Origin of the sequence: Microbacterium sp. CPCC 204701 (assembly GCF_004010105.1) — a bacterium.
Classification (GTDB): domain Bacteria; phylum Actinomycetota; class Actinomycetes; order Actinomycetales; family Microbacteriaceae; genus Microbacterium.
Genome location: NZ_RRYE01000458.1, coordinates 1 through 2,124, shown reverse-complemented (window position 1 = coordinate 2,124; position 2,124 = coordinate 1). Strand labels below are relative to the sequence as shown.

Below are 2,124 nucleotides of genomic sequence, written 5' to 3'. Positions count from 1 at the left end.
GCCGGCACGCGGGTCGCTCGAAGCGCTCCCGCCGCCGTGCGCCGCGGCCGGGCCCACCCGCCGAGAGCCACCAGGCGACGCGCCGGCGGCGTCTGGAGGAGGCGGGGGGACCGTCCCGCTCACTGCTCGAATTGGCTGTAGTCGGTGATCATCGGGCGGATCTCGACCGCCGAGCCCGGCAGTTCCAGCGACGGCCAGGTCTTGACGAGCGCGATCGCGGCGTCCATGTCGGGGACGTCGATGATGCTGAACCCGCCGATCACCTCCTTCGCCTCCGAGAAGGGGCCGTCCACGACGACGACACCGCTGTCTCCGTACTTGACGGTCGTCGCGGTCTCGACGGGCTGCAGCTCGGCCCCGCCGTCGGCGATCTGGCCCTCGTGCTCCTGGAACCACTCGTAGATGCGGGTGTAGTCCTCCTTCATCCGCTCCGGCGGCACCTGCGCGTCGAGTTCGGGGTTGCTGGTGAACATCAGCACGTACTTCACGGTGTGTCCTTTCGTCAGTGGAACCGTTTCACTCCCACAGCGAACGGACAAGCCCGATTTCGACAGGCTTCCCGAGAAGGCTCAGAACAGCGAGATCGGGTTGACGATGTCGGCCAGGATCAGCACGCCGCCCATCGCGATGAGCGCGATCACCACGACGAACGTGAGTGGCACGAGCTTGGTCGCGTCGACGGGCTTCGGCGGCGGACGACGGAAGAGCTTGGCCCACACGCGCTTGAGCCCCTCCCACAGCGCCACGGCGATGTGCCCGCCGTCCAGTGGCAGCAGCGGGATGAGGTTGAACACGAACAGCGCGATGTTCAGCGACGCCAGGAGCGACAGGAATCCGGCGACCCGGTTGAGCACCGGCGAGTCCGCCGCGGCGACCTCGCCCGACAGACGCCCTGCACCGACGATGCTGAGCGGCCCGTTCGGGTCCCGCTCGCCGCCTGTCACCAGCGTGACGCCGGTCTCCCACACCTTGACGGGCAGCTGCCAGATGATCCCGGCGACCGCTCCGACGGTCTCGAATGCCGCCTGCGGGCCGGCCCAGATGGGCTGGCGCACGTACTCCACGGTGGGGCGGATGCCGACGAACCCGACCTCGCCCGTCGTGGTGCTGCCGTCCGGCGCGGTGATCGTGTCTTCGATCGTCGCGGGGACGACGGTGAGGGACTCCTGCTCGCCGTCGCGCTCGACGACGAGGGTGAGCGGGTCGCGCTGCGACTCCCGGATGATGGCGGATGTCTCGGCGAAGTCCGCGACGGGCTGCCCGTCGACCGCCAGGATCGTGTCGCCCGGCTCGATTCCGGCCCGCTCGGCGGGCGCGGCGGGATCGCCATCGGTGCACTCCGACGACGAGGTCGCCGGCACGCACTCCGACAGGGCCGAGACGGTCGTGGTCGCCGTCTGCACGCCGATGCCGGTGAGCAGGATCGCGAACAGCACGATCGCGAACAGGAGGTTCATGATCGGGCCGCCGAGCATCACGACGATGCGCTTCCCGACGGGGAGGCGGTAGAAGACGCGCCGGTCGTCGTCGCCCTTCAGGGTCTCGTCGTTGGCATCCCGGGCATCCTGCACCATCGTCGCGAAGAAGCCGCCGCCGGCGCGGCCGTCCCGCCGCGCCGCGCGCGGGGAAGGCGGGTACATGCCCGCCATCGAGATGTAGCCGCCGAGAGGGATGGCCTTCACGCCGTATTCGGTCTCGCCGATGCGCCGCGACCACAGCGTCGGGCCGAACCCGATCATGTACTGCCCGACGCGAACCCCGAACTTCTTGGCGGGCCACAGGTGCCCCAGCTCGTGCAGCGCGATCGACACGGCGAGGCCCACGACCATGAGGGCGACACCGATGACGAACGCGAGAATCTCCACACGCACACGCTACCCGCGCCGGGCTTTGAGTGGGGTGTGACCGTGACGTCCCATGCGTGTGAGGGCGCTCGGTAGGATCGGTCCGGGAGGAACCGTGACCCCACGCCATGTGCGCGCGCTGCGAGGCGCCACCGCGGCGTGGACGGCGACACTCGTCGCCGCCACGGCCCACACGCTCGCCGGCGGCGGCGCGCCCTCCCCCGCACTGGTCGCCGTGACCGGCATCCTCGCGACACCCTTCGCCGTCGCATTCATCGGC

The 2,124-nt window shown here is 70.1% G+C and carries 2 protein-coding genes; both read right to left on the bottom strand.

Translation table 11 applies throughout. The annotated features are described in order from the left end of the window. Positions 1 to 119: 119 nt before the first annotated feature. Entirely contained in the window at positions 120 to 488 is a 369-nt protein-coding gene (locus tag EIO58_RS16745) for a YciI family protein (protein WP_127820425.1), read from the bottom strand. 81 nt (positions 489 to 569) lie between these two features. Then, positions 570 to 1,865, bottom strand: a complete 1,296-nt coding sequence (locus tag EIO58_RS16740; RefSeq protein WP_127820424.1) for a M50 family metallopeptidase — start codon at positions 1,863 to 1,865, stop codon at positions 570 to 572. Positions 1,866 to 2,124 lie beyond the last annotated feature (259 nt).